Here is a 23,203-nt window from a genome sequence, read left to right as displayed (position 1 = left end):
CCCAGATGTTCAGAAGGAGGGGGGACGCGCGCCGGTGCGTCCCGGCGCGCGTCCGCGAGGATCAGGCGCCGGGCGCGGTGGTACGACGCCGGCCCGCGAGGACGCCGTACGCGACCCCGGCGACGCCGACGACGATGCCGACGACCCCGAGCACCCGGGCGGTGGTGTCGGTGCTGTCGGCGGGGGCGGACGACGCCGCGGTGGTCGTGGTGTTCGCGGCGGCGGCCTCGGTGGTGCCGCTGTCGTGGTGGCCGTCACCGGTCGCGGCGGACAGGGTGAGGGTCGGGGCCGGGTACTCCGGCTCCTCGGCGCCCTTCTCCTGCACCTCGATCCAGCGCACGACCTCCTTGTTGGAGTAGGTCTGGAGCGCCTTGAAGACGATCGAGTCGGTGTCCTCGGGTAGCGCGCCGACCGAGACGGGGAACTGCTGGATGAAGCCGGGCTGGATGCCCTTGTCCGGGGCGGTCGCGGTCCAGGTGACCTTGGTGACGGCCTCGGTGATCTGCTTGCCGTGCAGGGACAGCGGCTTGGCGAGCTTGCCCTTCGTGACGACGACCGACCAGCCCTCGACCGGCTGCGGCATGACGGACGCGAGCGGGTGGTCGGCCGGGAAGGTGACCTCCAGCTTGACCGTCGAGGCGTTGTCGCGCTCGTTCGGGACGCGGAAGTCGACGACCGCGTAACCGCCCTTGGCGGCGGTGCCCTCCGGCACCACGGAGACGTGCGCGAAGGCGGGCGAGGACAGCGCGAGGACGGCCGTCCCGGCGAGGGCGGAACCGGCGAGGAGACGGCGGGGCGTGCGAACGGTCAGGGACTTCATGGCTGCGGGCACTCCACGGTGAGTGAGGTCGGGTGAGGGGCACGCCGGGGCGGTCCGATGGTCGTACCGCGGACCCACGACAACGCGTGGGGGCGTGCCGCACGACGGCGATCACCCCCCCAAAAAAAGGATGGGGACGACCCGTCGTGTCAGGCGGCGAGAGCGAACGCCCCCGCCGGCGGCCCCCGCCGCACGACCGTGTGCTGAAGTTCCGCATGCCGCAGCCGAGGCGGCGCCGACCGGTCCGCGCGGGGTGCGCGCGGCCCCTTCTCCGGCGCCCCGGGCAGCCCCGCGAGCAGCGCGCGCACCAGCGTGAGCGCCCCGCGCAGGGAGCGGACGAGCGCCCCCTCCGCGACCCCGCGCACCGACAGCCGGATCAGCCGCAGCACCGCGCTGTCCCCACGCCGCAGCAGCCAGCCGACGGCGACGGCCGCGAGGACGTGCCCGAGCAGCATCGGCAGCGACGGCAGCAGGTCGACGGAACCGGCCCCGCCGGACGGCGCCGGATGCGCGCCGGCGTCGTACACGCGGGCCTCGGTGAGAATCCGGTAGGCGTGGGCCGGGCTGATCGCGGCGGTGGTGGTGCCGCACAGCAGGCGGGCGGCCTGGGCGACGAGGTCGGCGTCGGACACCGGGGAGGCGGCCGGCGTCGAGGCCATGGCCGGCATCGACGACATGGCGCCGGACGCCGTGTGCTGGCCGAGGCCGAACACCGTGTGCAGCGCGGCCTGTCCGACCGCGAGGAACGCCACGATCCCCGGCAGCGACCGCTCCCGCCCGCACAGCGGCAGGGTGAGCGCGCACATCACGAGGAACCCCGCCCCCAGCGTCCACAGCGGGACGCTCGCGCAGGACGCGATCGCGTGCCCGGCGGCGGCCAGCACGACGCAGACCGCGGCGAACACCGCGGCCCGGAGCAGCCGGAGAGGGACAGTCATGGCGGGCTCATCATCGCACTGGTCGTATCGCCGCCCGACGGCAGGTCCGCAAGGTCCGCACCGGGCCGTTTTCCGCCCCAATACACCCGTTCCGGCCCCGCGCGCATCCACCATATGGGCGGGATCACGCGGAATTCGCGCTTACACAGGCCCCCTCGGGGCAATAGGTATCGGTATGTCGAGCGACCAGAGCCGCGACCAGGAGGCTGGAACATGAGCATCTGGTGGTCACTGCATCTGCGGCGCGACGCCGCGAGCGTGCCGCTCGCCCGCCGCCTGCTGCTCGGCACGATGGAGACCGCGGGCGTCGACCCCGACGTCTGTTACGACCTCTCCGTGGCCCTGAGCGAGGCGTGCGCGAACGCCGTCGAGCACGGCGGGGGCACGACGTCGGAGGCGTACCGGGTCACGGCGTACCTGGACGGCGAGAAGTGCCGTATCGAAGTCGCCGACTCGGGGCCGGGGTTCGTGCAGGGCGAGAGAGCCGCGCCGAGAGTGTCGTCCTCCGAGGCCGAGCACGGCCGGGGCCTCTTCCTGATCCGGCAGCTCGCCGACCACGTCCACATCGGCAACAAGCCCGGTATCGGCGGCGCGGTCGTCAGCTTCGACAAGATCCTCAAGTGGCGCGAGGACGCCCCGCTCGTCGCGGTGTGACGCCGGTTCAGGTTCCTCAGCACTCACAGGTTCCTCTCAGCGGACACCCAAGGTACTGACGGTCACCGTTCTTACCTTTCTGTGCATGACGGGAAACCACAAGGACACCACGATCACCCGGCGCCGCGCGATGGTCGTCGGCGGCGGCACGGTCGCGGCCGGCGGACTGGCCCTGGCGGGCTACCAGACGGCGTTCGCGGACACGACGACGACGGAGACCGCGGCCACCACCACCGAGACGACGGCCGCCACCGAGTGCATGACGCTGATGACGAGCGTCACCGAGGGCCCGTACTACCTCGACGGCGCGCTCGTCCGGAAGAACATCACCGAGGGCAAGAGCGGCGTCCCCCTCACCCTCCGCCTCACCGTCGTCGACGCCACCGACGGCTGCACCCCCGTCCCCGGCGCGGCCGTCGAGATCTGGCACTGCGACGCCTGGGGCTACTACTCCGGCTACACCACCGCCAACCCCGGCGGCTCGGCCCCCGCCGAGAGCGAGGACGGTTCCACCGCGAACGACGCGACGTACCTGCGGGGCTACCAGATCGCCAACGCCAACGGGGTCGTCAAGTTCGAGACGATCTTCCCCGGCTGGTACACCCCGCGCACCTGCCACATCCACGTCAAGGTCCACACCGGCGGCGCGAAGGAGGACGGCACGTACGAGGGCGGCAAGGTCAACTATACCGGCCAGTTCTTCTTCGCCGACGACATCGCCGAGCAGGTCTTCACCCTGGACCCGTACGCGAAGCACTCCGGCAGCTACACGACCCTCGACAACGACATGGTCTACGACGGCGGCGGCGCCTCCAGCGGACTCCTGACCCTCGACCCCGTCCACAAGAAGGACCCCGCGAAGGGCTACAAGGGCTACCTCACCCTCGGCATCGACCCCGACACCGAGAACACGGGCGCCGGCAGCGGCGGAGGCGGCGGCGAGCCCCCGACCGGCACCCCGCCCACCGGCACGCCGACCGACGCCCCGTCGGCCTAGGGGGCGCCGGGTGAGCCGTACGACGATGAAGAGCCCGGCGGACGACGCGCTCGCGCGGGCCGCGGTGACCGCGCTGACCGGACAGCTCGCCCTGGCCCCCAAGCCGGGTCTCCCCGACCCCCGCGACCTGTCCGCCGACCGTGACCTGTCCGCCCGCCGGGACCACCTGGGCCTGCGCTGGTCCGCGCAGGCCCTGACGCCCGGCCTCACGGCGATGGCGGCGGCGGCCCGCCGCACCGGCGAACCGACCCCCCGCCTGCGCGCGGAACTCGGCTCGATCGGCCGCTGCACGGAGCACTCCGTGGGCCTGGCGGGCGGCGGTCACCGGGGCGCCCTGTGGACCCTCGGCCTCCTGGTCGCCGCGGCCGCCCTGGACCCCCGTGCACGCGGCGCGGACGTCACGGCGACGGCGAAACGCATCGCCGCCCACCCCGACCGCACGGCCCCCCGCCGCCCGTCCCGGGGCTCCAGCGTCTCGGCGAAATACGGCGCGGCAGGAGCCAGAGGCGAAGCGAGAGCCGGCTTCCCCCACGTCCGCCGAGCCCTCACAGCCCTGTCGGCGTCCCGCTCAGCGGGCACCCCCGAACCCCAGTCCCGCCTCGACGCCCTCCTGACCGTCATGTCCACCCTCCAGGACACCGAACTCCTGCACACGGCCGGCCCGTTGGGGCTGCGGCACGTCCAGGCGGGGGCGAGGGGCGTGCTGGAGGCAGGGGGGACGGCGACGGAAGAGGGGGGCCGTGAACTGGAGGCGTTCGACGCGGACTTGACGGAGCGGGGCTGGAGCCCGAGGGGAAGCGCGGGCCTCCTGGCAGGCGCCCTGTTCGTGGACGCGCTGCCGGCGCTCTGACCTCTGCGTCAGCTCTTGAGCGAGGCCATCCAGGACTCCACCTCGTCCGCCTGCCGGGGCAGTCCGTCCGAGAGGTTCCGGTTGGACTCCTCCGTCACCAGAATGTCGTCCTCGATCCGTACGCCGATGCCCCGGTACTCCTCCGGCACGGTCAGGTCGTCGGCCTGGAAGTACAGCCCGGGTTCGACGGTCAGGACCATGCCCGCCTCCAGGGTGCCGTCCACGTACGACTCCACGCGGGCCGCCGCGCAGTCGTGGACGTCCATGCCGAGCATGTGCCCGGTGCCGTGCAGCGTCCAGCGGCGCTGGAGGCCCAGCTCCAGGACCCGCTCGACGGGCCCCTCGACGAGCCCCCACTCGACGAGCCGCTCGGTCAGCACCCGCTGGGCGGCGTCGTGGAAGTCCCGGTACTTCGCGCCGGGGCGCACGGCGGCGATCCCCGCCTCCTGCGCGTCGTACACGGCGTCGTACACCCGCCGCTGCACCTCGCTGAACCGCCCGTTGACGGGCAGGGTCCGCGTCACGTCGGCGGTGTAGTACGTGTGGGTCTCGACCCCGGCGTCGAGCAGCAGCAGGTCGCCCGAGCGCACCGGCCCGTCGTTGCGCACCCAGTGCAGCGTGCAGGCGTGCGCCCCGGCGGCGGCGATCGTGCCGTACCCGACGTCGTTCCCCTCGACGCGGGCGCGCAGGAAGAACGTCCCCTCGATGTACCGCTCGGACGTCGCCTCGGCCTTGTCGAGGACCCGGACGACGTCCTCGAAGCCGCGCACGGTCGAGTCGACGGCCTTCTGGAGCTCGGCGACCTCGAACCCGTCCTTCACGAGCCGCGCCTCGGAGAGGAAGACCCGCAGCTCCTCGTCCCGCTCGGCGGTGACCTTGTCGGTGAGGGCGGCCTCGACGCCGGCGTCGTACGCGCGCACGACCCGCACCGGGCCGGTCGCCTCGCGCAGCGCGTCCGGCAGCGCGCGGACGTCGGACACCGGCAGGCCGTACACCTGCTCCGCCTCGGTGAGGGAGTGGCGGCGGCCGACCCACAGCTCGCCCTGGCCGGAGAGCCAGAACTCGCCGTTCTCACGGTCGGAGCGGGGCAGGAGGTAGAGGGTGGCGGTGTGCCCGCCGGCGGCGACCGGCTCCAGGACGAGGACGCCGTCCTCGGTCTGGTTGCCCGTGAGGTACGCGTACTCCACGGACGCGCGGAACGGGTAGTCCGTGTCGTTGGACCGGACCTTGAGATTGCCCGCCGGGACGACGATCCGCTCGCCGGGGAAGCGGGCGGAGAGCGCGGCGCGGCGGGCGGCGGTCTCGGCGGCCTGCGGGATCGGCGCGAGGTCGCGCAGCTCCGTGTCGGCCCAGCCGGACTTCATGCTCTCCGCCAGCTCGTCCGAGACTCCGGGGTACAGGCCGTTCTTGCGCTGCTTGATCGGCTCGGCTTCCTCGGCTTCCGGGGTCTCCGGAATGAGCTCGTCGGACACGGTCTTCCTCCTCCATACGGCACGGGACCGTCCCCATCGTACGGTTGTGCGGAAGCGTGCCGTATCCGCGCAAACCCGCCTACTCGAAGCGGGCGGCCAGCAGGACGACGTCCTCCGCGCGGTCCTCGCCGTCCGCGCCGCCCGGGAGCATCGCCCGCAGGACGTGGTCCGCGATCGCCCCCGGGTCGCCCCGCAGCGCCTTCGGGACACCGGCGGCGGCGGAGTGCAGGCGCGAGAAGGCGCGGTCCATGGACTCGCCGGTGCGCCGCAGCAGCCCGTCCGTGTAGAGCAGAACCGTCTCTCCCGGCTCGGCCTCCAGCTCGACGCTTGGCGCCTCCCAGCAGGACAGCATGCCGAGCGGCGCCGAGACGGACGTCTCCACGAACTCGGTACGGCGGTCGCCGACCAGCAGCGGGGGACAGTGGCCGGCTCCGGCGAGGGTGAGCTTGCGCAGGGCCGGCTCGCAGTAGGCGAACAGGGCGGTCGCCGAGCGGGCCGGTTCGGTCAGGCGCAGGAGCAGCTCCAGGTCGGAGAGGACGGCGACGGGGTCCTCGCCCTCCATGACGGCGTACGCCCGCAGCGAGGCCCTCAGCCGGCCCATCGCGGCCACCGGGCTGGGCCCGCTCCCGGTGACCGACCCGACCGACAGGCCCAGCGCCGCGTCCGGCAGCGGCAGGGCGTCGTACCAGTCCCCGCCGCCCCGCGCACCGCTGCGGTGGCGGACGGCGAGCTGCATCCCCGCGACCCTCGGCAGCCGTGACGGGAGCAGTTCCTCGGCGATCGTCGCGATGCAGGCCCGGGTGTGCTCGACCTCCGACAGCCGTCCGACGTGCGCCGCCGCGAACCGCGCGTACAGCTCGACGAGGTGCCGCCGCCGCTCGTCGGGCTCCCCGGCCTCGTCGTAGAACCAGACGACGGCTCCGGTGAACCCGCCCCGGGGGGCCTCGGCCCAGCCGGCGACACCGGCGCGGGGGGCGGCGGGGGTGTGGAGGACGCCGGGGCCCGCGGCGAGGGCGGGGTTCCCGAGGGAGGCGAACACGTCGGGGGCGCCGGGGAGGGGGTGTGTGGCGGGGGTGCCGGGCGAGCCGAGTGGGGTGGTGCCGGGGGTGCCGGGCCTGTTCGCGAGGTCCGGGGTGTCGGCCGTGCCGGGGTTCCTCGCGGCGCCGGGAACCCCTGTCGAACCAGGTCCGCCGGGGGCCTCGGGGCCGCCGGTCCCGCGGACGCCGTCCGCTGCCGTCGCCGCCCCCGTGCCGGTCCCCGGACCGCCTCCGCCCACGCCCCGGTCGTCCGCCTCCGCGAAGCTCCCCCTGCCGGTCAGGCGTCCGAGGGGTGTGCCGTCTCCGTAGCGCGAACCCCCTTCCGCCGTCAGAGAGTTCAGCGTCACCCCGTACACCGCCGCGTACCCCAGACGGGCGGCCACCTCGCGGTGGCGGGGGTCGAGGTCGGGCTCGGCGAGGAGGTCGGGCCGGCGGAGTTCGCGGCCGGTGCGGCCGTCGAGGAGGAGGGCGTGGGGGAGGGCCGCACGGGGGACCGTCTCCAGGTGGCCGAGGTCCGCGCGGTCGAGGCCGAGCGCGGTGGTGGTGGCGGGGCCGTCGAGGGGGGAGGCGGGTTCGAGGACGACCAGGCCGCGGCGGGCGCCCAGCAGGGCGGCGCCGGCGCGCAGCAGCTCGTCGAGGGCCGCGGGCAGCGCGTCCGTGCGGGAGAGGCGTTCCGTGAGTTCGTGGAGCGTCGTGAGGTCCGAGACCCAGCCCGCGAGGCGGTCCTGGAGCACGACGCCGGGGCCGGACGCGCAGGTGGGGGCGGTGGCGGGCAGCGGGACGGCCGCGGCGGGCGGGCCCACGGAGACGGGCGACGCAGTGTGTGCGGGTGCGGGAACCGTGGAATCGATTCCGGCCACTTTCGGCGGGTGAGGGGCGTTCATGGCGTCCGGCTCTCGAACCGGTGCGTATTGCTCAAAAGCATCGCAAACCCCCATGTCATTCGGCTCATTCGGCACCGCCGGCACTGTCACCACATCTACACGCACTCGTGTTGGGATGTCCAGCATTGTCCTATCCGGATTCCGGGTGTCCATGAGCGGAGAGTGAGTCGTGGACAGAAATGCAAAGTTGGCTTAAAACCGCCTCGGGTTCCAGGCGATTGAGGTCGACTGGGCTTGCTCCACAGAGCGTCACACCGGTCGTGATGGGTACGTACTCGGTAGGGATTCAGGGGTGGTGGAGAGCCGCCCGGAACCTGGTGACCCACCCGGGCGTCTTAGCCACCGACGACCGAGCCCCATCCTCCGTGGCGGAGGCGGAGAGAAATACGCGGGACGGCAAAACGCCAGACTTCGCCACCCCACGCCACCCAGGCTTTCGCGAGACGCAGTTCGGGGTTCCTCTTGCTCGGTGCAAGGGTGTGATGCGCCAACAGGTATGCACAGTGAAGTGATCGACACATGGTGTGATGTGGCCCACGGTGTTGCCAGCGGTGCAACGGAAAGGAACGAGCGCTCATGCGCGAGATCCTCGGAAGGCGACGCAGGCTTCTGTCCCAGCGCGGCGACGGGATGCCTGAGTTGATCGACGCGGCCCTGACCTGCGCGACGAAGTGGCAGTGGCCGGTTCTCCCCGGCGCGCCGGCCGACCCCGAGGGGCGGTCCCGGTGCACCTGCCCCGACCCGGGCTGCACGATGCCCGGCGCGCACCCCTTCGACCCCGGCCTCCTCGCGGCCACCACCGACGACCGGATGGTCCGCTGGTGGTGGACGCAGCGCCCGGCCGCCCCGATCATCCTGGCGACCGGCGACAAGGCGCCCTGCGCGGTCAGCCTGCCCGCCCGCGCCGCGGCTCAGGCCCTCGTCGAGCTGGACGCCGCGGGGCTGCGCCTCGGCCCGGTCGTCGCGGCCCCCGCGCGCTGGGCGATCCTCGTCAAGCCGTACTCCATGGAACAGCTCGGCGAACTGCTGTACGCCAAGGACTACGTCCCCGGCTCCCTCCGCTTCCACGGCGAGGGCGGCTACCTCGCCCTCCCGCCGAGCCTCACCGGCCAGGGCGACATCCGCTGGGAGCGCGCCCCGCTGCCCGGCTCCGCCTCCCCCTGGGTGCCCGACGTGGAGGCCGTGGTCGACACGGTCGTCGACGTCCTCACTCGTACGGGTGTGAGCGCCCCCGAGTTGTAGGGCCGCCCGGCGCGGACGGGGCGGCGGGCGCGCGCCCGCTCGTTATCTTCCGCCTATGAACCTTCGCCTCCTCGCCCTCGGCGCCACCGCCCTGTGCGCCGTCGTGCTCCCCCTGACCATCGCGTCGGCGGGCCAGACGGGCGAGGAGGCCACCGTCCTCGACGACGCCGTACGCACGGTCCTCCCGCGCGGCGGCGCCGACGTGTACGACGATCCCAGGCCGGCCGTGTCGAGGGAGCCCGCGCGGCTGCTGGGCCTCGGCCTCGCCACCGCCGCCCGCTGCGGTCCCGAGCTGGCCTCCCCGGAGGGCGTGGAGGCGCAGACGTGTGTCCTGACGCAGGGTGAGGAGACCTGGGCGCGGACCTACTACCGCAACGCCACCGGACGCGCCCTGGAGGCCGTCCTGAGCTTCCTGGGCCCCGACGGGCGGACCGTCCAGCTGCGCTGCGCCGTCGGCGCCGAGGACGAGCCCGCGAGCTGCGAGACACCCCGCGAGCGGACCAGGGGGAGCCTCGACGCGTACACGGCCGTGACGGAGTTCGCGCACCGGGGCGACGGGCCGCTGCTGCTGCGCTCGGGGAGCAACTCCACACCGGACACGGGGAGTTGACGTATCGCGCCGGACTGTGAAGCGGCGCGGGCCCTCAGGAGGGCAAGAAAAGACCCGGTTGCTGGCGACGGGGGATGCACCAGCAACCGGGCTACTCGAACCGTAACAAGAGATCGGCTCCAAGCAAATTCGATCTCCTGTTTTCATCGGCTTTCCGGACAACCCCTGAGCGGCGGTTTTCGGCGCCGACCCGCCTTACGGGGGGCGGGAGTTGTGAGCGGAGTCACCCGGCCGGGGGAGGCCCGGGTCAGCTCAGCGTGACCTGTCGGTTCGTCAGACCGCCGCGCGCGCGACGCTCGTCCGGGGTCAGCGGGGCGTCCGAGGCCAGGGCCGTCGCGAGGCGCTCCGCGAACTGTGCGGCGGGCTTCTCGACGTCCTCCGCGGTGACGCCGCTCGGCAGGTCCCAGACCGGCACGGTGAGGCCGTGCGCCCGGAAGGAACCGACCAGGCGGGTGCCCTCGCCGAGACCGGCCGTACCGGCCGCGTGCAGCCGCGCGAGGGCGTCCAGGAGACGCTCCTCCGGGTACGGCATGACCCACCTGAGGTGGTTCTTCTCCGGCGTCTCGCACCAGTACGCGGCGTCCACGCCGGTCAGCTTGACCGTCGGGATCACGGCCTCGTTCGCGCGCTCCAGGGACGCGGTGACGTCCGCGGTCGCGTTCTCCGTGTCCGGAACCCAGAAGTCGAAACCGGTGTGCACAACTGGCTCGAACCCGCCTTCGGAATCCAGCAGATCCTGGAGGCGCGGACCGTCCGCCGGGGCACGGCGGCCCTGTACGGGGGTGCCGGGGGCGGCTTCGAGGGCGCGCACCAGGTTGTCCGCGAGGTCGCGGCTGATGTCCCCGGAGGCGGTGTCGTTCTGGAGGCCCAGCAGCACCGAGCCGTCGTCCCGGCGCAGGGCCGGCCAGGCCATCGGGAGGACCGTGGCGAGCGTCACGGAGGGGACGCCGTCCGGCAGGCCGCCCTTGAGCGTCAGTTCGGCGGTGGCCGCGGGCACCAGCTCCCGCAGCGCGATCCAGTCGCCCTCCCCCGCGAGCCCCTCGAACGGCCGCTGCACCAGCTCGGTGACCGCCTGCGCCGCCGCCCGGCCGTGGCACGCCTTGTAGCGCCGCCCGCTCTTGCAGGGACACGGCTCCCGCGCCCCCACGACCGGCACCTCTCCGTCGGTCACCTGAGGCCCCTGGGCCTTGGTCTGGGGTCGCTTCTTGGCCATCGACTGTCTCCCGGATACGGCTGGTCTGGTACGCGGGGAGCCTAGCCGGTCGGGGGAGAGGGGGTGACGGGACGACAGGGAGGCCCGCCCCTACTCCAGGTCGTCGAAGTCCAGCCCCGCCAGCGACGGTGTCGTCAGGCTCGCCGGGAAGTCGGCGCAGGCGTGGGCGTCGGGGTCGTGGACGTCGTTGTGGACGACGACCCAGACGGTGACCTCGCCGTGGATGTCGTCGCGGACGCCCCAGTCGTGGGCGAGGGCGGAGATGATGTTGAGGCCGCGCCCGCCGTGGGCGGAGACGGAGGGGGTCGCCGGAGCGGGCCGGGTCGGGCCGCCGCCGTCCGTGACCTCGACCAGCAGACGCCCGCGCGGGTCGACCCGCCACGCGGCGCGGACGTCGCCGTCACCCGCGAGCGCGTCCCCCAGCGGCCGTCCGTGCTTGCACGCGTTGCTCAGCAGCTCCGACAGGATCAGTACGGCGTCGTCGATGACCTCTTCGCAGACCCCGCCGCCGCGCAGCTGGTCCCGCATCCGGTGTCTCGCCTCGCCCACGCCCGCAGGGCCATGGGACACGGCCATGCTCGACGACGTGGGCACCTCTTGTGCCACCACCAACGCCACCCCCGAGACCTCCTTAGCCCCACGCCACCGAGTGGATGCCCCCCTGGTCCGCGCCGGAAACCGGTGGACGTCCCTCCGCTGACGCATTTCTTACCTTCGGCGACGCACCGAACGCGCCGGTGCACTCCCCGTAGGCGTCAGGCCGTCCCGAGATGCCGCAGCACCGCTTTCGGCCGGTTCGTGATGATCGCGTCGACCCCGAGCCCGACACACAGGTCGACGTCCTCCGGCTCGTTCACCGTCCACACGTGCACCTGGTGCCCCGCCCGCTTCAGCCGCTCCACGTAGGCCGGATGACCGCGCACGATCCGCATCGAGGGCCCCGCGATCCCCACCCCCACCGGCAGCCGCCCGTCCCGCAGCCGGGGCGACACGAACTGCATCAGATACACGGTCGGCAGCGTCGGCGCCGCCGCCCGCACCCGGTGCAGCGACCGCGCCGAGAAACTCATGATCCGTACGGCCGATTCGGCGGGGGTCTCCGGCGCGTCCAGCCCGAACCGCTTCAGCAGCGTCAGCAGCCGCTCCTCCACCTGTCCGGCCCAACGCGTCGGATGCTTCGTCTCGATCGCCAGCTCCACCGGCCGCCCCGCGTCCGCGACCAGCTCCAGCAGCCGCTCCAGCGTCAGCACGGACGTGTGCTCGCGGTCCTCGGGCCGGAACTCCCAGTCCGGCTCCTCCTCGTCGCCCACGCGCGCGCGTGCCGCCCGCCGGGTCTTCCAGGAGCCGAAGTCGAGGGCGGTCAGCTCGGCCAGCTCCAGCGCCGACACCGCCCCGCGCCCGTTGGACGTCCGGTTGACGCGCCGGTCGTGCACACAGACGAGATGCCCGTCCGCGGTCAGCCGTACGTCGCATTCGAGCGCGTCCGCGCCGTCCTCGATGGCCTTGCGGTACGCGGCGAGGGTGTGTTCGGGGGCCTCTTCGGAGGCGCCGCGGTGGGCGACGACCTGGATGTGGTGCTGCCGTGCGTGGGTCACCGCGTCATGGTCCCATCGCGGCGGACGGCGCGAGATCCGGGACGTGCGTCTGAGAACCGTCTGAGATGTTCTGTACAAGCGCCCGGTATATCCGTCGTATCGTCCGATATCTCACATAAGGAAAGCTCGCCGACCCACAGCCACCGCTTATGGTGCTCTGACGGCCTGTGGGAAAAGCTTGAAGCGTAAAGGCAACGCACACTCGACAGACAGCCGTGGACCGAGGAGAAGACGCTGTGAGCACCGAGAACGAGGGCACCGCGGTACCCCCGGCCCCGTCCGCACCCCCCGTGCCGGTGGACTCTCCCGCGACGTCCGCCGACCGCCCCGCGCCGGACGCGGCCCCGACGGCCGAGCTCCCGAAGACTGCCCCGGAGCCCCCGGCGAGCGCCCCGGAGGCCGGCTGGCCCCCGCCCGCCGCCGCCCAGGCCCCGCACGACCCGTACGCGGCCCCGCAGGCCGGGCCTTACGACACGGCGGCCCAGCCGCCCTACGGCTCCACCACCTCCCCCGTGGACGCCGCCTGGCCCCCTCCGCCGCCGCCCACCCCGTCCTACGCGGACGGCGGCGCCGGGGCCGGTGGTGCTGGGGCTGCTTGGGGCGCGGCGTACGCGCAGGAGCCCGCGCCGAAGAAGAAGGGGCGCGGCGGGCTCGTCGCGGCGGTCGTCGTGGCCGCCCTCGTGGCCGGCGGCCTCGGCGGCGCGCTCGGCTACACCATGGCCAAGGACAACGACGACACGAACTCGACGACCGTCTCCGCCTCCGACAGCGGCGGCTCGGTCACCCGCGCCGCCGGCACCGTCGCGAACGTCGCCGCCCGCGCCCTGCCCAGCACGGTCACCATCCAGGCCGAGTCCAGCAGCGGCGACGGCGGCACCGGCACCGGCTTCGTCTTCGACACCCAGGGCCACATCGTCACCAACAACCACGTCGTCGCGGACGCGGTCGACGGCGGCAAGGTCACGGCGACGTTCCCCGACGGCAAGAAGTACGACGCGGAGGTCGTCGGCCACGCGCAGGGGTACGACGTCGCCGTCATCAAGCTGAAGAACGCCCCCTCCGACCTGAAGCCGCTCACCCTCGGCGACTCCGACAAGGTGGCCGTCGGCGACTCCACGATCGCGATCGGCGCCCCCTTCGGCCTGTCCAACACGGTGACGACCGGCATCATCAGCGCGAAGAACCGTCCCGTCGCCTCCTCGGACGGCAGCGGCAGCAGCAGCTCGTACATGTCCGCGCTCCAGACGGACGCCTCGATCAACCCCGGCAACTCCGGCGGCCCCCTGCTGGACGCCGCGGGGAACGTGATCGGCATCAACTCCGCGATCCAGTCGAGCAGCAGCGGTGGTCTCGGGGGCGGGCAGTCCGGTTCGATCGGCCTCGGTTTCGCCATCCCGATCAACCAGGCGAAGTACGTCGCCCAGCAGCTGATCAAGACCGGCAAGCCGGTGTACGCGAAGATCGGCGCGTCCGTATCCCTCGAAGAGGGGACCGGCGGGGCGAAGATCAGCGACACCGGGGCGAACGGCACCGCCGCCGTGGAATCGGGCGGGCCCGCCGCACAGGCCGGCCTCAAGTCCGGTGACGTCATCACCAAGCTGGACGACTCCGTCATCGACTCCGGGCCGACCCTGATCGGCGAGATCTGGACGCACAAGCCCGGGGACAAGGTGACGATCACGTACACGCGGGGTGGGAAGAGCCAGACGGCGGAGCTGACGCTGGGGTCGAGGACGGGCGACAGCTGATCGGTAGTGGGACCAGGTAAGGGGCGCTCTCCGTGGAGGGCGCCCCTTACGCGTTGGGGGTGTGAGGGCTGGGGCTTCTCGGATTCAGGCGTTGCCGACTATTCTGGTTTCTGTAATAGTCGGGGATCTGGACAAGGGGGCGACGGCCGATGGCGGCGGCGAGCACGGCGTGGACGCGGGCGGTTCTCCCGCTCTGCCTCCTCGGAGTCCTGGACACCGAGGAGCGCGACTACGGGTACGCCCTCCTCAGCCGGCTCGACGAGGCGGGCCTGTCCGGCATCAAGCCCGCGACGCTCTACCCCGCCCTCGCCCGGCTGGAGGAGGAGGGCGCCGTGGAGATCGAATGGGGCGCGGGGGACGGCGGCCCCGGCCGCAAGTACTACCGCATCACCGAGGAGGGCAGGGCCCGGCTACGACGGGACAGCGCGGCTTGGCACGAGCTGAACGATGTGGTGGGGGCGTTGCTGAAGGGAGACCGGTCATGACCAGGACCTGGCAGCGTGCGGACGACGAGCAGTGGGCGTCGGTCGTGGAACTGCGGCTCGCTCTCGACCCACGCGTCCCCGACGGACTCCCCGACCAGGTCCTCGCGGAGGCGCACGAGGCCGTCACCGAGACCGGTCGCCCCGCGGCCGACCTCTTCGGAGACCCGGACGCGTACGCCCGTTCCGTCACCGAGGAGCGGGTCGACGACGCGCACCGGGCTGGCCGGGACGCCGAGGGCATGACACCGTCCGAGCGCCTCACCGCGTACCTCGTGACGCTGGGCGTGCTGGGGGTCGTCATGGGCGGGCTGACCTGGATCACGGACGGCCTGTGGCTGCGCCCGAGCTGGTCCGCCCTCGCGGCGTTCACGGCGGTGGTCCTCATCTCCGTCCTCGTGATCCTCGCCCTGGTGAACCGTGCCGCGGGCCGGCCGGCGGGGATGTGGGCCTTCGCCGGAGCGGTGCCGGCCGTCTTCGTGGCGGGCGGGGCGGCGGCCGGCCTGCTCCCCGAGGACCGCGCCCTGACGCTCCCCGCGCCGACGCTGATCGTCGCGGGCGTGGCGCTGATCGCCGTATCCGTACGGAGTTCCGCTTTCGACCGCTGGTTCGTCCCCCGCCATCAGTCGGACGACGACCGCTGGCTCACCCACCTCGGCGCCCTGCTCCGCACCCGCCACGCCCTCCCCCGCCGGGAGGCCCGCGCCCACGTCGAGGAGGCCCGCCAGCACCTGAACTCCTCCGGCACCCCCGCCCTGGACACCTTCGGCCCCGCCGACCTCTACGCCCTCCACCTCGCCGACGGCCCCCACCGCGCCGCCCGCCTGGCCCGCCGCAAGCTCCGCGCGACGACCGCCTTCACCGCCCTGCTGGCCCTCCTGTCACTCGACAACCTCCGCACGGCCGACCTCTCCTCACCGATGTTCTGGCTGTACACCGTCGGGATCACGTACCTGGTCGCGCACACCGCGCGGATGTGGCTGCGTACGTCGGCTCGGTGAGCGGTTGGTGGTCGCGGCGGAGGCGATGTGCGGGACGGCGCCGATCAGCATGAACGTCGGTGTGAAGAAGGCTGGGACGTGTTCGCGGTCCTGCTCCAGCTCCGGCCGCCGCGCCACCCTCATCTCCCGCTCGATCGCGACCGTCCCCAGCACCCCGACGACCAGATTCCGCCGAAACTCGCTCAACCCGCCCCCAACGGCCATGACCACCCCGGCAGGCGGCACCGCGAACCCGACCCCCGCACTCCGGACCACCCGCTCCACGAAACCCCCACTGCCGGTACTCTGTACCCGCTCCACCCCAGGTGGGAACGGGGCGAGGTGGGTTGCCCGAGCGGCCTAAGGGAACGGTCTTGAAAACCGTCGTGGCAGCGATGTCACCGTGGGTTCAAATCCCACACCCACCGCAGGTCGAAGGGGTGCTCCTCGGGAGAGGGGCACCCCTTTTTTGCGGGTCAGCGTTCGGCGTCGCGGGCCAGTTTCTCCCAGTCCAGGGCGCGGAGGCGGGTGTCGGCGTCGGTGCCGGAGGGGACGTGGGGGGTCGGCTGGAACCAGATGACCGTGAGGGTGGAGTGGTGGAGGAGAGGGTCGAGGGAGGGGGAGACGGGGGCGGAGCGGAAGAAGGCCACGCAGGCGACCGGAGGGAGGATCTCGACGGGGCCGAAGGGGCCCTTCACGCCGTCGTCGCGGTATTCGCGCGGCGGTTCGACCAGGTGGACCGGGGTACGAGGGGAGTCGTGCTCGGCGCCCCGCAGCAGCCCGTTGATCTTCATGTCGTTGACGCGGGCGCAGGGGTACCCCTCCAGCATGCCGCCGTACGTCGAGGAGAGCCGGATGTCGGAGAGCTCGATCGAACGGCCGGACAGGAGAACGACGTGGGTCAGGGACATGGACGGAAACCTTAGGCGCGTCGTACGCCGAAGTCCTCTGATTCGCCCACGAATGCGCTCCTTTTCGCTACCGGACGCTCCGATTCGCGCCGTTTCGGAGGGCGTTCGGGGGCGGAGCGGGTTCAGCGGCAGAGGGCCGTGATCTCCTCCTCGAAGCCGGGGAACGCCTCGCGGGCGAGGGCGACGAGGGCCGGCGCGGACTCCCTGTGCCCGGGGGCGAACCGCTCGGCCACAGCGGTCAGTTCGGCGTTCGGACGCGGGTCGAGGCCCGCTTCGTACGCGTCGACCGCCTCCAGCGGACCCAGCCCGTCCGCCAACACCCAGAGGAACTCGGCGAGATCACGCGCGACGACCCCGGTCTCCCCCTCGGAACCGAGGAACACGACCGGCTGGGCGGCGAGTTCGCGATCGGCGTGCGTCAGCCAGAACGCCGCGTAGCCGCCCGTGCCGTCCTGCCCGAAGACCCGGAACCCGTCTCCGTCGACCTCGGGGTTCCCGGTCCATGCCTGGAACCACTCCGTCGTCTCCTCGGCCGACAGGAACGCGTCGAAGGGCATGAAGTCGACGCCGTCGCCGTCGTCGTACTCGAAGGGGGTGGCCAGCGCCGCGGCGAGCGGGGCCGGGAAGGGGGCTTCGGTCAGGGGGGAGAGGTTCTCGGTCATGCGGGAAGCGTAAGCAGGGCCACTGACACGCACCGCCTCCGCCGACCTGCCCCTAGCGCCTCCCCGTCAGCCGCGCCGCCGATGCCAGCGTCGAGCGCGCCTCCCGTTCTGTCAGACCCGTTCGGATCGCCGCCTCCAACAGGGCCGATGACAGGCCCAGGTTGTTCTCGTACGCGCGACAAGCCGCCCAGAAGAGACGGGTGTTGCGCTGGCCCTCGTGCGCCGCGAGGACGAACGCGATGAGGCCCTGGCCGTGCGGAGAAGGGGAGTTGGGGTGGTGGGGGTGTGCGGCGCGGGGTGGGGGGACGAGGAGGTGGAGGAGGGTGCGGGGGCAGGGCGCGGGGGCGAGGTGGGTCGTACCGGGGGCCGTCGCGTAGACGCCGTGGTCCGTACGGGAACCCGGACCGACCAGGTACCCGCCGGCGCCCCGGATGTCGATCCCGGGCGCGAGGCGACCCGCGGAGTTGGGGACGACGACGTCCGCCGGGCCGGTGAGCCAGAGGTGACGGCCGCCGGAGGGGGTGAGGACGACGACCGTCGGCGGGATCGTGAAGAGGTGGCGCAGCGCCAACTCCCGTAGCGCGGCGGTGGAGTCGGTGTCGCCCTTCGTGTCGAGGTCGATGCCGATCAGGTGGTGCGGGGCCAGGCCGCAGGCGATGCCGTACCCCGTCGACCAGGGGGCCAGGGCGAACAGCGCGCGGATACGGGCGGGGTCGGTCGTCGCGTCGTAGACGCCGTGGCCGGGACGGCCGCATTCGCCGTGGCACTGCGGGGTGCCGGGCGGGTCGAGGCGGTGGGGGGAGCGGAGGGCCGGGAGCTTCGTACGGGACAGGGGGATGACGGCCAGGCCGCGCTCGGCGGCCGAGAGCGCGTGTGCCAGGGCCAGCGTGGTGGCCTGCCGGTCGGTGGTGGCCATGGGTCCAGTTTCGCACACCTGTTCGAAGAACGGGAGGGGGCGCAGACCCGACGGGCCCTCGGGGCGGCGGACGCCGGGGCCCGTGCCGGAACGCTTCGCCTCATGCGGCGTACGGGATACGGCGGTCCCGACGCGCCCGGGACGCGGACCTTCGCGAAGAACGGTAGTGAAAGGGGTTTATCGACTGGTCATCACGCTTGCGTGCTAATCGGGCCGTAGGGGGTGGTTCCGCGGCTGTCCGGTGGGCAACTCTGATCTCGCGACGTCGTCACAACCGCCGGGACGGTCGGCCAACTGGCCCGGTAAAAGCCGTAGTTCATGCAATCCCGGCCACAAGCCGGGTTCTCTGGAGGAACAACATGGCAAGCATCCGTACCGCCCGCATCGTCGCCGCCGTCTCCGCCCTCCCGCTCGCCGCCGCTCTCTTCACCGGCGTCGCGGCGGCGGACAACGGCGGCTTCGCGGACGACGGATCGAACGCGGGCGTGGCCAGCATCATCGGCAGCGGTGTCGGGCACGACAACAACGGCAACTCGTCCACCACGCAGCAGAACGCCGTGGGCTCCGGCGCGAGCAACCAGAGCAACACCGCCCAGGTGAACGGGTCCGCGTTCACGTCCATCAACCAGGGCAACCACAACGTCCAGGTCACCTTCGCGCCGCTGTGGTGGTGATCCGCTGACCGAAGGGGGCCGGTACCGGCCCCCGACCGGGTGTGGGGTGTGCTCACCGGGGTGGTGAAGCGCCTGCGCGGCGAGGCTCTCGGGCTTCGCCGCGCAGGCGTTTTCGGGTTCGTGCGGGTGCCGGTGCGGGTGTGTGGGCGGGTGCAGGGGGGCGTGGGTGGGCGTGAGCGCGGGGGCGTGGCTGAGGCCGTGGATGTCTCGCCGAGTGTCCTGCCGGGTGCCTCGCCGGGTGGTCAACTGCCGGGCCGTTCTTGACAGTCCACGTCATCTGACGGACAGTCAGAAACCGTCTCGGGAGGGGAGGGCGCCATGCCGGAGGAGGACGTCGAGCAGCGTCTCAAGGCGTACGAGGGCCGGCCCGCCGCCGTCGCCGGGCTCGCCAAGGACCCCGTCGACGCGGCCATGATCCGCCACTGGTGCGAGGCGCTCGGCGACACGAACCCCGCGTACGCCGGGCCCGACGCGATCGTCCCGCCCGCGATGCTCCAGGTCTGGACGATGGGCGGGCTCTCCGGGAACTCGGCCCGCACCGATGCGTACGAGCAACTCCTCTCGCTGCTGGACGAGTTGGGCTGTACGGCCGTCGTCGCGACCGACTCCGAGCAGGAGTACGTCCGTCCGCTGCGGCTCGGTGAGCGGGTCGCCTTCGACTCCGTGATCGAGTCGGTGTCGGGGCGTAAGTCGACGAAGCTGGGGTGGGGGTACTTCGTCACGACGCGGACCGATGTGCGGGGCGAGGACGGGGAGTTGGCCGGGACGCATCGCTTTCGCATCCTCAAGTACACGCCGGTGGAGAGCCGGCCCGCGGACACCCCGGCCGCGGATAGCCAGGCCGTGGACACCCCGCGCCGCCCCCGTCCCGTCGTCAACCGCGACAACTCCCCCTTCTGGCAGGGGATTCGAGACCACCGCCTCCTCATCCAGCGCTGCACCCGCTGCACCACCCTCCGCCTCCCCTGGATTCCCGGCTGCGTCGAATGCGGCTCGCCCGACTGGGACACCGTCGAGGCGGACGGCGAGGGCACGGTCTACTCGTACGTCGTCATGCACCACCCCCCGTTCCCCGCCTTCGACCCCCCGTACGCCGTCGCCCTGATCCAACTCGCCGAAGGCGTGAGGCTGGTGAGCAACGTGATCGGCGTCCCCTACGACAAGGTTCGCATCGGAACCCCGGTCACCCTCGAATTCCACGAGTACGACGAGGAGTTGACGCTCCCGGTGTTCCGGGCCGGAGAGGAACCGGCATGACGAAACCCACCGCCGCCACCCAACTCCCCCCTCTCCACATCGACATCACCCGCATCCTGATCGTCGCCGGCGCCATCGCCTCCCGCGACTTCCAGGACGTCCACCACGACCCCGACGCCGCCCGCGCCAAAGGCTCCCCCGACATCTTCATGAACATCCTCACCACCAACGGCCTCGTCAGCCGCTACCTCACCGACCACTTCGGCCCCAGCTCCCGCCTCCGCACCCTGACCATCCGCCTGGGCGCCCCCAACTACCCCGGCGACACCCTCAAGTTGACCGGCCACATCCAACACACCGACGGCCCCGAACTGACAGTCCGAATAACCGGCACCAACAGCCTGGGCCGCCACGTAACGGGAACGGCGACGCTGGTGGTGAACGGGGGCGAAGGGGAGGACCTGGGCGGAGAAACGGCCACGGCTGGAGGAGCAGGCGCGGACGGGGACGCGGGCGCGGGCACAGGCGCGAGTGCGGCTGGAGGGGAGGCCCCGGGCGGGAAAGTGGGCGTCGGCCCAGAGGCGGGCGTCGGCCCAGAGGTAGGCGCGGGCCCAGACGTAGGTGGAGCCGATGAGGACCGCCCCACCACGAAGTCGGACGCCCACGAGGACGGCGCCGTGTGAATGCCCCCTACCCGCTCTCACGCTCCTGCCGTCCCCCAACGAGGCCAGCCGTCCCGCAGCCGCTTCACCACCGCTCCCCAGCCACGGCCAACCGCGCCGCCTCTCCCACCCACCCGCACCTACGTCTCCTCCCACGCCTGGCTGCGGGCAGTCGCGCCGCCCCACCCACCGGCATCCAAACTCCTGCCGCCCCCAAATGCGTCTGCGCCCACCCGCCCCACGCTCCGGCCGCCGCCCAGCCGCGGCTGGCCGCGCCATGCCCCTCACCACCCACCGGCACGCTCCTGCCGCCACCCAACCGCGGCCATCCGCGCCGCCCCCACCCACGCGCACCCACGCTCCGGCCGGCCGCGCCGCCTCCCACCCACCCGCACCCACGTCTTCTCCCGCCACCTAGCTGCGGGCAGTCGTGCCGCCAGGGCACGGGTGGGCTGGGGGTCCCCTGCTCGAAGAGCTCGGGGGAGGCACCCCGCCGCGCGGGCAAGCGACCCACCCCACCCCACCCCAACCCACCACCGGCCGCACCCCACCCACCGGCCCGCACCCACCCCCGAACCCCAGCCCCTCACCGCCTCACACCCACCCCTCCCACTCCACCCCTCACTCCCCAAACCCCACCCACCCCAAGGAGCCCCCATGCCACCCCCCCACCCCCTCACCAACCGCGCCGCCGTCACCGGCATCGGTGCCACCGAGTTCTCGAAGGACTCGGGACGGAGTGAGTTGCGGCTGGCTGCGGAGGCGGTGCGTGCGGCGATCGAGGATGCGGGGCTGAAGCCGACGGACGTGGACGGGATGGTCACGTTCACCATGGACACCAACCCCGAGGTGAGCGTCGCGCAGGCGTGCGGAATAGGGGAGTTGGCCTATTTCTCCCGTGTGCACTACGGCGGCGGAGCCGCCTGCGGGACGGTGCTCCAAGCCGCGATGGCCGTCGCGACGGGCATCGCCGAGACCGTCGTCTGCTACCGCGCTTTCAATGAGCGCTCGGGAAGGCGGTTCGGCGCCGGTGTGACGCGGCGCGAGCCGTCCGCGGAGGGCGTCGCGCTCGGCTGGACGCTCCCGTTCGGACTGCTGACCCCCGCCTCGTGGGTGGCGATGACGGCGCAGAGGTACCTGCACACGTACGGCCTCACCCCGGACGCGTTCGGGGAGGTGGCGGTGGTCGGCAGGAGATACGCCGCGACGAACCCGGCGGCGTACTTCTACGGTCGCCCCATCACCCTTGAGGACCACGCCGCGTCACGGTGGATCGTCGAACCCCTAAGACTTCTGGACTGCTGCCAGGAGACGGACGGCGGCCAGGCCCTGATCGTGACGACCCCGGAACGCGCCCGGGACCTGCCGAACCCGCCCGTGCTGGTCGCGGCGGCGGCGCAGGGCGCGGCGAAGGGCCAGGAGCAGATGACGGGCTTCTACCGGGGCGACCTGACGGCCCTCCCCGAGATGGCGGCGGTCGCGGACCGCCTCTGGACGGCTTCGTCCCTCACCCCGGACGACATCGACGTGGCGATCCTGTACGACCACTTCACCCCGTACGTCCTCATGCAACTGGAGGCGTTCGGCTTCTGCCGACCCGGAGACGCCTCAGGGTTCGTCGCCGCGGACACCCTCCCCCTCAACACCCACGGCGGCCAGCTCGGCGAGGCGTACCTGCACGGCATGAACGGCATCGCCGAAGCCGTACGACAGCTGCGCGGAACAGCGGTGAACCAGGTCCCCGGCGCCGGGACCGCGCTCGTGACGGCCGGTACCGGAGTACCCACCTCCGGCCTGGTCCTTACGACGGACAGATGATCCCCCAGGGGTCATCCCGTAGTACCTGGGTCCTCCCGCTCCACCTTCAGGAGGTGGGGCCCGCCCCACCCCTACAACCTGAGGGGGACATTTCTTCGGGACCTGCGGGCGATCCGGACCACGCGCCCTCCCTCCTAGCGTGGAGCCATGACCACACCCGTCTGCACCAGCGCTTCGATCGGCCCGGCGCGGACCACCGTCCGCCCCGGATACCCGTCGTTCGCGTCCTACGTCCGGGACCGCCAGCCGGTGCTCCTGCGTACCGCCCGCTCGCTGACCGCGAACCCGTGCGACGCCGAGGACCTGCTCCAGACCGCCCTCACGAAAACGTACGTCGCCTGGGACCGCATCGAGGACCACCGCGCCCTCGACGGCTACGTCCGCCGCGCCCTGCTCAACACGCGCACGTCCCAGTGGCGCAAGCGCAAGGTCGACGAGTTCACGTGCGACGAACTCCCCGAACCGGACCCCACCCCCGGCCTCGGCGACCCCGCCGAACACCAGGCCCTCCACGACGCCATGTGGCGAGCCATCCTGAAACTCCCCGCCCGCCAGCGCGCCATGGTCGTCCTCAGGTACTACGAGGACCTCAGCGAGTCCCAGACCGCCGAAGTCCTCGGCGTCTCGATCGGCACGGTCAAGTCAGCGGTCTCCCGAGCCCTGGGCAAACTCCGGGAGGACCCGGAGCTGGGGTTGGCGCGGGACTGAGGCGGGCGAGGGCCGACCTGCTCCGCCGGGACTGCCGGTGTGGGTCTTGTCCTTCCAGAGGAGTATCTCGTCAGAGTGACGTAAAAAGACCCTCGACCTGGGCTCGGCTCTCCTGGCGGTCTGAGACCCTGGG

General features: G+C 72.4%; 22 protein-coding genes, 1 tRNA gene and 1 pseudogene. 14 read left to right on the top strand and 10 right to left on the bottom strand.

Annotation, left to right across the window (positions count from 1 at the left end):
* Positions 1-61: 61 nt before the first annotated feature.
* Both ABZX85_RS38850 and ABZX85_RS38845 read right to left on the bottom strand, forming a co-directional pair.
* Positions 62-820 (bottom strand): YcnI family protein, encoded by a 759-nt coding sequence (locus tag ABZX85_RS38850; protein WP_355879975.1) that lies wholly within the window; start codon positions 818-820, stop codon positions 62-64.
* Between the two features lie 149 nt (positions 821-969).
* Positions 970-1,758, bottom strand: coding sequence for a hypothetical protein (locus ABZX85_RS38845; protein WP_355879972.1), 789 nt, complete (start codon positions 1,756-1,758; stop codon positions 970-972).
* Between the two features lie 213 nt (positions 1,759-1,971).
* On the opposite strand from ABZX85_RS38845, the gene ABZX85_RS38840 reads away from it, so the two are divergent.
* The 3 genes from ABZX85_RS38840 to ABZX85_RS38830 all read left to right on the top strand — a co-directional run bounded on the left by ABZX85_RS38840 (position 1,972) and on the right by ABZX85_RS38830 (position 4,259).
* A complete protein-coding gene (locus ABZX85_RS38840) occupies positions 1,972-2,412 on the top strand; it encodes an ATP-binding protein (RefSeq protein ID WP_355879969.1) in 441 nt (146 codons plus the stop codon).
* A gap of 85 nt (positions 2,413-2,497) precedes the next feature.
* Positions 2,498-3,409 carry an intradiol ring-cleavage dioxygenase gene (locus ABZX85_RS38835; RefSeq protein ID WP_355879966.1) on the top strand — a complete coding sequence of 304 codons (912 nt, stop codon included), beginning with the start codon at positions 2,498-2,500 and terminating at the stop codon, positions 3,407-3,409.
* A 25-nt stretch (positions 3,410-3,434) separates the two neighbouring features.
* Positions 3,435-4,259 carry a triphosphoribosyl-dephospho-CoA synthase gene (locus ABZX85_RS38830; protein WP_355880170.1) on the top strand — a complete coding sequence of 275 codons (825 nt, stop codon included), beginning with the start codon at positions 3,435-3,437 and terminating at the stop codon, positions 4,257-4,259.
* Between the two features lie 8 nt (positions 4,260-4,267).
* On the opposite strand, the gene ABZX85_RS38825 is transcribed toward ABZX85_RS38830, so the two are convergent.
* Positions 4,268-5,731: an aminopeptidase P family protein gene (locus tag ABZX85_RS38825; protein WP_355879963.1), complete on the bottom strand. Its 1,464-nt coding sequence runs from the start codon at positions 5,729-5,731 to the stop codon at positions 4,268-4,270.
* Between the two features lie 79 nt (positions 5,732-5,810).
* Positions 5,811-7,652 carry a PP2C family protein-serine/threonine phosphatase gene (locus tag ABZX85_RS38820; RefSeq protein WP_355879961.1) on the bottom strand — a complete coding sequence of 614 codons (1,842 nt, stop codon included), beginning with the start codon at positions 7,650-7,652 and terminating at the stop codon, positions 5,811-5,813.
* Between the two features lie 576 nt (positions 7,653-8,228).
* Here ABZX85_RS38820 and ABZX85_RS38815 point away from each other — a divergent pair.
* Complete coding sequence (locus tag ABZX85_RS38815; protein WP_355879958.1) at positions 8,229-8,894, top strand: bifunctional DNA primase/polymerase; 666 nt, start codon at positions 8,229-8,231, stop codon at positions 8,892-8,894.
* Positions 8,895-8,949: 55 nt separating this feature from the next.
* Positions 8,950-9,504 (top strand): hypothetical protein, encoded by a 555-nt coding sequence (locus ABZX85_RS38810; RefSeq protein WP_355879956.1) that lies wholly within the window; start codon positions 8,950-8,952, stop codon positions 9,502-9,504.
* A gap of 247 nt (positions 9,505-9,751) precedes the next feature.
* Here ABZX85_RS38810 and ABZX85_RS38805 read toward each other — a convergent pair whose 3' ends face one another.
* From ABZX85_RS38805 to ABZX85_RS38795, 3 genes are all read right to left on the bottom strand, one after another.
* Entirely contained in the window at positions 9,752-10,717 is a 966-nt protein-coding gene (locus ABZX85_RS38805; protein WP_355879953.1) for a DUF5926 family protein, read from the bottom strand.
* Positions 10,718-10,807: 90 nt separating this feature from the next.
* Positions 10,808-11,422 carry an ATP-binding protein gene (locus ABZX85_RS38800; RefSeq protein ID WP_355879950.1) on the bottom strand — a complete coding sequence of 205 codons (615 nt, stop codon included), beginning with the start codon at positions 11,420-11,422 and terminating at the stop codon, positions 10,808-10,810.
* Positions 11,423-11,472: 50 nt separating this feature from the next.
* Positions 11,473-12,312, bottom strand: a complete 840-nt coding sequence (locus ABZX85_RS38795; RefSeq protein WP_355879947.1) for a glycerophosphodiester phosphodiesterase — start codon at positions 12,310-12,312, stop codon at positions 11,473-11,475.
* 236 nt (positions 12,313-12,548) lie between these two features.
* On the opposite strand from ABZX85_RS38795, the gene ABZX85_RS38790 reads away from it, so the two are divergent.
* The 4 genes from ABZX85_RS38790 to ABZX85_RS38775 all read left to right on the top strand — a co-directional run bounded on the left by ABZX85_RS38790 (position 12,549) and on the right by ABZX85_RS38775 (position 15,950).
* Positions 12,549-14,060 (top strand): trypsin-like peptidase domain-containing protein, encoded by a 1,512-nt coding sequence (locus ABZX85_RS38790; RefSeq protein WP_355879944.1) that lies wholly within the window; start codon positions 12,549-12,551, stop codon positions 14,058-14,060.
* Between the two features lie 149 nt (positions 14,061-14,209).
* Entirely contained in the window at positions 14,210-14,545 is a 336-nt protein-coding gene (locus ABZX85_RS38785) for a PadR family transcriptional regulator (RefSeq protein WP_355879941.1), read from the top strand.
* The gene (locus tag ABZX85_RS38780; RefSeq protein WP_355879938.1) at positions 14,542-15,543 is read left to right on the top strand and encodes a hypothetical protein; all 1,002 of its coding nucleotides are present in this window, start codon (positions 14,542-14,544) and stop codon (positions 15,541-15,543) included. The genes ABZX85_RS38785 and ABZX85_RS38780 overlap by 4 nt, the downstream gene beginning before the upstream one ends.
* A gap of 320 nt (positions 15,544-15,863) precedes the next feature.
* Positions 15,864-15,950: transfer RNA gene (locus ABZX85_RS38775), tRNA-Ser, on the top strand.
* 48 nt (positions 15,951-15,998) lie between these two features.
* Here the strand turns inward: ABZX85_RS38775 and ABZX85_RS38770 are convergent.
* The 3 genes from ABZX85_RS38770 to ABZX85_RS38760 form a co-directional block, all read right to left on the bottom strand.
* A complete protein-coding gene (locus ABZX85_RS38770; RefSeq protein ID WP_355879935.1) occupies positions 15,999-16,433 on the bottom strand; it encodes a hypothetical protein in 435 nt (144 codons plus the stop codon).
* Between the two features lie 122 nt (positions 16,434-16,555).
* Complete coding sequence (locus tag ABZX85_RS38765; RefSeq protein ID WP_355879932.1) at positions 16,556-17,095, bottom strand: SMI1/KNR4 family protein; 540 nt, start codon at positions 17,093-17,095, stop codon at positions 16,556-16,558.
* Between the two features lie 52 nt (positions 17,096-17,147).
* Positions 17,148-18,011, bottom strand: coding sequence for a bifunctional DNA primase/polymerase (locus ABZX85_RS38760; RefSeq protein ID WP_355879929.1), 864 nt, complete (start codon positions 18,009-18,011; stop codon positions 17,148-17,150).
* 359 nt (positions 18,012-18,370) lie between these two features.
* On the opposite strand from ABZX85_RS38760, the gene ABZX85_RS38755 reads away from it, so the two are divergent.
* From ABZX85_RS38755 to ABZX85_RS38735, 5 genes and pseudogenes are all read left to right on the top strand, one after another.
* On the top strand, positions 18,371-18,685 hold the full coding sequence (locus tag ABZX85_RS38755; RefSeq protein WP_355879926.1) for a hypothetical protein: 315 nt from the start codon (positions 18,371-18,373) through the stop codon (positions 18,683-18,685).
* 318 nt (positions 18,686-19,003) lie between these two features.
* Positions 19,004-19,942, top strand: coding sequence for an OB-fold domain-containing protein (locus ABZX85_RS38750; protein WP_355879923.1), 939 nt, complete (start codon positions 19,004-19,006; stop codon positions 19,940-19,942).
* Positions 19,939-20,322, top strand: a pseudogene (locus ABZX85_RS38745) (MaoC family dehydratase); the annotation flags it as partial. The gene ABZX85_RS38750 and the pseudogene ABZX85_RS38745, both read left to right, overlap by 4 nt.
* Before the next feature lie 879 nt (positions 20,323-21,201).
* Positions 21,202-22,362, top strand: a complete 1,161-nt coding sequence (locus tag ABZX85_RS38740; protein WP_355879920.1) for a lipid-transfer protein — start codon at positions 21,202-21,204, stop codon at positions 22,360-22,362.
* 147 nt (positions 22,363-22,509) lie between these two features.
* Entirely contained in the window at positions 22,510-23,070 is a 561-nt protein-coding gene (locus ABZX85_RS38735) for a SigE family RNA polymerase sigma factor (RefSeq protein ID WP_355879917.1), read from the top strand.
* Positions 23,071-23,203: the final 133 nt, after the last annotated feature.

The organism is Streptomyces sp. NPDC004539 (assembly GCF_040610055.1).
GTDB lineage: Bacteria > Actinomycetota > Actinomycetes > Streptomycetales > Streptomycetaceae > Streptomyces.
The sequence above is the reverse complement of the archived record's forward strand: the minus strand, read 5'-3'. Positions and strand labels throughout refer to the sequence as shown.